This is a genomic window from Bradyrhizobium sp. UBA2491, from assembly GCF_002341725.1.
Classification (GTDB): domain Bacteria; phylum Pseudomonadota; class Alphaproteobacteria; order Rhizobiales; family Xanthobacteraceae; genus Bradyrhizobium.
Genome location: NZ_DDOP01000030.1, coordinates 63729 through 71203, shown reverse-complemented (window position 1 = coordinate 71203; position 7475 = coordinate 63729). Strand labels below are relative to the sequence as shown.

4 protein-coding genes are annotated in these 7475 nt (G+C 66.8%); all 4 read right to left on the bottom strand.

Features of this window, described 5'->3' with window-relative positions; genetic code table 11:
• The coding region (locus B2W55_RS08995) for a circularly permuted type 2 ATP-grasp protein (RefSeq protein WP_291532211.1) at positions 1 to 1940 on the bottom strand (1940 nt) is incomplete at its 3' end.
• Between the two features lie 20 nt (positions 1941 to 1960).
• A complete protein-coding gene (locus B2W55_RS08990; RefSeq protein WP_024579427.1) occupies positions 1961 to 5218 on the bottom strand; it encodes a DUF2126 domain-containing protein in 3258 nt (1085 codons plus the stop codon).
• A 164-nt stretch (positions 5219 to 5382) separates the two neighbouring features.
• Positions 5383 to 5886, bottom strand: a complete 504-nt coding sequence (locus B2W55_RS08985; RefSeq protein WP_024579426.1) for a GDSL-type esterase/lipase family protein — start codon at positions 5884 to 5886, stop codon at positions 5383 to 5385.
• Positions 5887 to 5932: 46 nt separating this feature from the next.
• Complete coding sequence (locus B2W55_RS08980; protein ID WP_024579425.1) at positions 5933 to 7456, bottom strand: UxaA family hydrolase; 1524 nt, start codon at positions 7454 to 7456, stop codon at positions 5933 to 5935.
• Between the last annotated feature and the right edge of the window lie 19 nt (positions 7457 to 7475).

Sequence of the window (7475 nt, the reverse complement as noted above, 5' to 3'; positions counted from 1 at the left end):
CGGTCGGCCATCTCGGTGATGACCTGCCACGCATCTGGCGACAGCCGCTCGCGCAAGCCCGTGGCCGTGCGCTGCGCCGATCGCACCAGCGACAGCGCCGAGCCGAATTTGTCCTCGCTTTGCAGCGCTTCGAGCGCGACCTTGGCGGGGTTGGCGCGCGCGGTCTGCGAGGCCGCGCCCCAGGCCACCAGCATGCGCTGGATGCGCTCGGCCGAATGCATCGTCGGTGCGGTACCGCTCGCATTCGCCCGCGCCTGATCGCGCAGCGGCGTGCACAGTGCGCGGATCAGGCGGATGGTGGCCTCGGCGCGCTCCAGATAGCGGCCGAGCCAGAACAGATTGTCGGCGGCGCGGCTCGGCAACACGCCGGCGATGCGGCGGATGCGGACGGTGTCGACCGCCGGCAACAAGGTCGAGGTCGCAACAGCCTTGTCGGAGACCACCCAGACGTCGGCGGACACCGCGCCGTCACCCATCGATACCGCGCGCGCATCGGCCCGATCGGCGATCCGGCAGAAGCCGCCGGGCAGCACGGTCCAGCCATTCGGCGTTGCCGCCGCGAACACCCTGAGCACGAAGGGACGCGGCGCGATCCGGCCGTTCTCCCACACCGGCGTCGTGGACAGCCGCACCAGCTCCTGGCCGACATAGTCGATGCCGCGGTGGCTGATCGCATCCCTCAGGCGGTCGCGGTCCGCCGCCGACAATTCGCCCGGCAGCACCGGACCATTGCCCGGAAAGTCCGCAACGCCGCGGCCATAGGCGCCCTCGATCGCGAACTCGTCGAGCCGCGACAACACCTGTTCGCGGGCGGACTTCTGGCCGCACCACCACGTCGCGATGTGCGGCATCATCAGGTCTTCGGAGAGCAAACGTCGACAGAGATTGGGCAGGAAGCCGAGCAGCGCCCTCGCCTCCAGCACGCCGGAGCCTGGCATGTTGGCGACCACGACGCCACCCTTGCGCAGCACCTCGACGAGGCCCGGCACGCCGAGATAGGAGGACGCGTCGAGCTCGAGCGGATCGAGCATGTTGGAATCGACCCGCCGCAGCAGCACGTCGAGCCGCTTCAGCCCGGCGACGGTGCGGATGTGGATGCGATCGCCGGAGACGGCGAGATCATCGCCCTCGACCAGGAGGAAGCCGAGATAGCGGGCGAGCGTGGCGTGCTCGAAATAGGTCTCGCTGAACGCGCCAGGCGTGAGCAGACCAATCCGCGGTTCGTCGCGATCGGCGCTGGCGCGAAGTGAATCACGGAACGCTTCGAAGAACGGCGCTACCCGCTCGACATTCATCGATTTGTAGAGATCGGAAAAGGCACGCGACAGCACCAGGCGGTTCTCCAGCGCATAGCCCGCGCCGGACGGCGCCTGCGTGCGATCTCCGAGCACCCACCAACGGCCATCGGGCCCACGGCCGATGTCAGCGGCATAGAGATGCAGATAGCGGCCGCCGGGCGGCTTGATGCCGCTGACGGCGCGCAGATACTCGCTGCTGCCGGCGATCGCCGCCGCGGGGATCGCACCTTCGGCGACCAGGCGGCCTTCGCCGTAGAGATCACCCAGCACCATTTCCAGGAGCTGCGCGCGTTGCGCGACGCCGGCGGCGAGCTGGCGCCAGTCGGCCGCATCGATGATCAGCGGCAGATGGCTGAGCGGCCAGATCCGGTCGGAGGTATCGCCCGGCGCCCGATAGGTGACGCCGGCCTCACGCAGATGGCGGTCGGCCGCGGCAAAGCGGCGCTCGATATCGGCCGGCGACAGCGCGGCGAACGCATCGAAGAAGCGGCTCCAGACCGGCCGTGGCGCACCGTTGTCGGCAATATATTCATCCGGAATGCCCGGAAGCCGGACATAATCGCGGGTCCATTGCGCCATCCGGCGCTGGCGGGGACGGGCCCTGCTCTCCTGACTGTTGCCTTGCCCACCCGACACGGTCATTGCACTTCCCCTCGACACAATTAGTGCAGGAGCGGCGTCCGCAAGTCGAGGGTCAAGGGAAACTCAATTGTGCGTTCCTCTGGCGGCGCCTCGATCTTGCCGGGGGTATGGCCATGCGGCTGGAAGCGTGCCAGCCGCCGCGCCTCGGCCTCGTAGGAATTGACCGGCTTGGTCTCGTAGTTGCGGCCGCCGGGATGGGCGACGTGATAGACGCAGCCGCCGAGCGAGCGGCCGTTCCAGGTGTCGATCAAGTCGAAGGTCAGCGGCGCGTGCACCGGAATGGTCGGATGCAGGCCGGACGCCGGCTGCCAGGCCTTGAAGCGGACGCCGGCCACCGCCTCGCCAGCGCGGCCAGTCTCGGTCATCGGCATCCGCCGGCCGTTGCAGGTGATGACATGGCGGCCCTCGATGAAACCCGTCGCCTTGACCTGCAACCTCTCGACCGATGAATCGACATACCGCACGGTGCCGCCCGCGGTGCCCTCCTCGCCCAGCACGTGCCAGGGCTCGAGCGCCTGCCGCAGTTCGAGGCCGACGCCGCCATGATGGACGCGGCCGAAGGCGGGGAAGCGGAATTCGAGCTGGGCCTGATACCATTCCGGTTCGACGTCGTAGCCGGATCGCCTGAGCTCGGCGAGCACGCCCACGAAATCCTCCCAGAGGAAATGCGGCAGCATGAAACGGTCATGCAGCGCGGTGCCCCAGCGCACGAACTTGCCCTGCTGCGGCTCGCGCCACAGCTTGGCGATCAGCGCGCGGATCAACAGCTGCTGCGCCAGCGACATGCGTGGGTCGGGCGGCATTTCGAGCGCACGGAATTCGACCAGGCCGAGCCGGCCGGTCGGCCCGTCAGGCGAATAGAGCTTGTCGATGCAGATCTCGGCGCGATGGGTGTTGCCGGTGATGTCGACCAGGATGTGCCGGAACAGCCGGTCGACCAGCCATAGCGGCGCGTCCATCCCAGGCGGCGGCACGTGCGCCAGCGCAATCTCCAGTTCATAGAGCCCGTCATGCCGCGCCTCGTCGATCCGTGGCGCCTGGCTGGTCGGGCCGATGAACATGCCGGAAAACAGATAGGACAGCGACGGATGCCGCTGCCAATACAGCACGAGGCTCTTCAACAGGTCCGGCCGGCGCAGGAACGGCGAATCCTCCGGCTTGCTGCCGCCGACCACGATGTGGTTGCCGCCGCCGGTGCCGGTGTGGCGGCCATCGATCAGGAAGCGGTTGGCGCCGAGTCGGATCTTCGCGGAGTCCTCGTAGAGGCCGAGGGTGATGTCGACGGCCTCGCGCCAGCTCTGCGCCGGCTGCACATTGATCTCGATCACGCCGGGATCGGGCGTCACCTTGATCACCTCGATGCGTGGATCGAACGGCGGCGCGTAGCCTTCGACGTGGACTTGCAGCTGCAACTCTTCTGCGGCGGCTTCGATCGCGGCGATCAGATCGAGATAATCCTCGACCTTCTCGACCGGCGGCATGAAGGCGCACAGCACGCCATCGCGCACCTCGATCGACATTGCGGTGCGCACCGGCAGCGGCTCGGGGATCTCCTTCAACGCTTGCTTCAGCTCGTCTGAAAGCGCGTCGCGCGGCGCCATCGGATCGCGCTCGACGATGTAGGGGTAGTCATCCGGGGGAACATATTCGAGCGAGGCGATCGGGAGCCGCAAGCCCAGCGGGGAATCGCCGGGCGACAGGAACAGATGGCTGCGCCGGAGCTTCCAGCGCTCGCTGCGCCAGCGCGCCGGCACGCGATCCGCGAGCGGATTCCAGCGCTGGATCGGCAGCACATAGCCCTTCGGCGTGGTCAACCCCTCGTCGAACACCCGCGCGAGACGTGCACGCTCTTCCGGATCGGTCAGCCTGGAATTGTCGGGGGTCACGTTGGCCGGCAGGCCGGCTTCGCGCTGTAGCCAGAAGGCGGGGTCTTCATAGGCCGGCATGACGTAATCCGCACCAAGACCAAGCCGTGTTGCGATTGCCTCGACGAAGCGCCCGGCGTCCGCGACCTCGGCCTTGCGCGGGTTTTCGATGCTCGCGATCAGCTCGGCATTGTTCCAGATCGGCTTGCCGTCCTTGCGCCAGTACAGCCCGAACGCCCAGCGCGGCAGGCTCTCGCCGGGATACCATTTACCCTGGCCGTAATGCAGCAGGCCACCGGGCGCGAACCGCGTGCGTAGCTTGCGGATCAATTCGTCGGCCAGCGCGCGCTTGGTCGGGCCGACCGCGGCGACGTTCCATTCCGCCGATTCCAGATCGTCGACCGAGACGAAGGTGGGCTCGCCGCCCATGGTCAGCCGCACGTCGTCCTTTGTCAGATCGACGTCGATCTGCTCGCCGAGCCGGTCGAGCCGCGCCCAGGATTCATCGGAGAACGGCTTGGTGATCCGCGGCGCTTCGCGGATGCGCTTGACGCTCATCTCGAAGCCGAACTCGACATTGGCGGCGCCTGCGGTTCCGGTCACCGGCGCAGCCGAGCGGTAGTGCGGCGTGGCGCAGACCGGGATGTGTCCCTCGCCGGTCAGCATGCCGGACGTGACGTCGAAACCGATCCAGCCCGCGCCAGGCAGGTAGACCTCGGCCCAAGCGTGCAGGTCGGTGAAATCGCTCTCGACCTCGCGCGGCCCCTCGATCGGATCGATGTCGGGCCGGACCTGGATGAGGTAGCCGGAGACGAAGCGCGTCGCGAGCCCGAGATGGCGCAATGCCTGGATCAGAAGCCAGGCCGAATCGCGGCAGGAGCCGGAGTTTGCGGCCAGCGTCTCCTCCGGCGTCTGCACGCCGGACTCCATGCGAACGATGTAGCCGATCCTCTTCTGCAACTGCGCATTCAGCTCGACAAGGAAGTTGACGGTGCTGTCGGCCCTGCGCGGAATATCGTTGAGGTATGCGGCGAGCAGCGGGCCCGGTTCGTCCGTCTCGAGATACGGCGCAAGTTCGGCCTTGAGATCGCCGGGATATTCGAACGGGAAGCTGTTGGCATAGGGCTCGACGAAGAAATCGAACGGGTTGACCACCGTCATCTCTGCGGTGAAATCCACCTCGACCTTGAGCTCGGTCGCCTTCTCCGGAAAGACGTAGCGTGCCAGCCAGTTGCCCTGCGGGTCCTGCTGCCAGTTCACGAAGTGATTTGATGGCGTGACCTTGAGCGAATAGCTCAGGATCGGCGTGCGCGTATGCGGCGCGGGCCGGAGCCGAATGGTCTGGGGCCCGAGTTCGATCGGCCGGTCGTATTTGTAATGCGTGACGTGATGCAGTGCGACCGATATCGACACGGACCGAGGACTCCAGCAGCTTTTTTGAGCAGAACACTGGTTCCGGTCGACATCAAGCACTAACAACGGGCACGGAGTGCCCAAGCGGCGAGCGGGGCCGTAGCCCGGATGGAGCCAACGGGTCGCGCGAACGCGCGCCCGATGGCTCCATCCGGGCTACGGGACTAACGTCCGATCGGGCCCGAGACCTGCGAAGCAAGCTGCTGGGCGAGCATGTGATAGCCCTCGGGAGTCAAGTGTACACCATCGGGCTGATGCGGAAGTCCGCCCAGCATCCCGTTCGAGAGCATGATCACCTTGATGCCACGGGCACTGAGTCGGCTTTGAATATCCGCGGTCCGGTCCGGGCTGCCCTTGCGCCGGTCATTGCCGCCCGGCTGGAGAATAACCGCGCTGGTCCCGTTCGGAACCGCCCGGTCCAGCCGTTGCAGCATGCCTTCCGTGGTATCGCCATTGATGCCGGCGTTCACGACGCGGACATTCAGCCCCTTCGCCCGCAGGATCGCTTCGAGCTGCGCGGGATAGGCCTGGTTGCGCGCCACGCCCTTGCCGTAGGTGTTGCTCGCGCCAAGCGCCACGATGGTCGCGGCGTCAGCCGATACGGCGCCAAGACTGAGCGCGGCGAGCAATGCGAGGCATCCAAAGATTCCCGACCGACGCGCGCGCATGTGTCCTCCATCAGGTCGAACATGCCACGTCATGCTGGTGACGTGGCTACATCGTGGCTCCGAGCACCCACGGCGCGAACTCGGCGCCGCCGAAATCGAAGCTCTCGCTCTTGGTCGGCTGGCCCGAGGCGGTCTTGAGGATGAGGTCGAAGATGCGCTGGCCGCATTCCTGCACGCTCTCCTCGCCGTCGAGGATGGTGCCGCAATTGACGTCCATGTCGTCTTCCATCCGCTTGTACATCGGCGTGTTGGTGGCGAGCTTGATCGAGGGCGCAGGCTTGCAGCCGAACACGCTGCCACGGCCAGTGGTGAAGCAGACCAGGTTGGCGCCGCCGGCGACCTGCCCGGTCGCTGCGACCGGGTCGTAGCCGGGCGTGTCCATGAATACGAAGCCCTTCTTGGTGACCGGCTCGGCATAGTGCAGCACATCGACCAGGTTGGTGCTGCCGGCCTTGGCCATCGCGCCGAGCGACTTCTCCAGGATCGTGGTCAGACCGCCGGCCTTGTTGCCGGGACTCGGATTGGCGTTCATCTCGGCGCCCTCGCGCTGGGTGTATTCCTCCCACCAGCGCATCAGGCCGACCAGCTTCTCGCCGACCTCGCGGCTGACGGCGCGGCGCGTCAGCAGATGCTCGGCGCCGTAGGTCTCAGGGGTCTCCGACAGGATCACGGTGCCGCCGTGACGGACCAGCAGGTCGCTCGCCGCGCCGAGCGCCGGATTGGCCGACACGCCGGAGTAACCATCCGAGCCGCCGCATTGCAGCGCCACCGTCAACTCACTCGCCGGCACCGCCTCGCGCTGGACCTTGTTGGCGTCAGTGAGCGCTTCCTTCACGAAGGCCACACCGGCTTCCACCGTCTTGCGGGTGCCGCCGACCTCCTGGATGTCCATCGCGCGCAGACGGCCGGCGAGCTTCTGCTCGGCCATCAGGCCGCCGATCTGGTTCACCTCGCAACCGAGGCCGAGCACGATCACATTGGAGAAATTGACGTGGCGGGCGTAGCCACCGAGCGTGCGGCGAAGCAGCGCCAGCGGCTCGTCCTGGGTCATGCCGCAGCCGGTCTTGTGGGTCAGCGCGACGACGCCGTCGACATTCGGGAAGTCGGCCAGCGGATCGTCGCCGGTGAACGGATTCTTCTTGAACATGTCGGCGACGATCCCGGCGACATGGGCGCTGCAATTCACCGAGGTGAGGATGCCGATATAATTGCGCGTCGCGACGCGGCCGTCGGCGCGGCGGATGCCCTCGAAGGTCGCCGGTAGATCGAAGTTCGGCACCGGCTTGACGTCGACACCATAGGCGTAGTCCTTGGCGAAATCGCCCATGCCGCAGTTCTGGGTATGCACATGCTGGCCGGGCGCGATCGCCTGCGTCGCAAATCCGATGATCTGGCCATAGCGCCGGATCGGCTCGCCCGTCGCGATCGGCTTGATCGCGACCTTGTGGCCGGCCGGAATGCGATCGACCGTGGTGACGCCATCAGCCACCGCAAGCCCCGGCGGCAGGCTCGCGCGCGCGATCAGGACGCTGTCGTCGGCGTGCAGGCGGATCACTTGTGCCGGGGCCATGGAGTTTCTCCTTTTGGAG

Bases quoted from the DNA above. Each gene is read 5' to 3' on its own strand.
- B2W55_RS08985 (WP_024579426.1), bottom strand. From the start codon at position 5,886: ATGCGCGCGCGTCGGTCGGGAATCTTTGGATGCCTCGCATTGCTCGCC.
- B2W55_RS08980 (WP_024579425.1), bottom strand. From the start codon at position 7,456: ATGGCCCCGGCACAAGTGATCCGCCTGCACGCCGACGACAGCGTCCTG.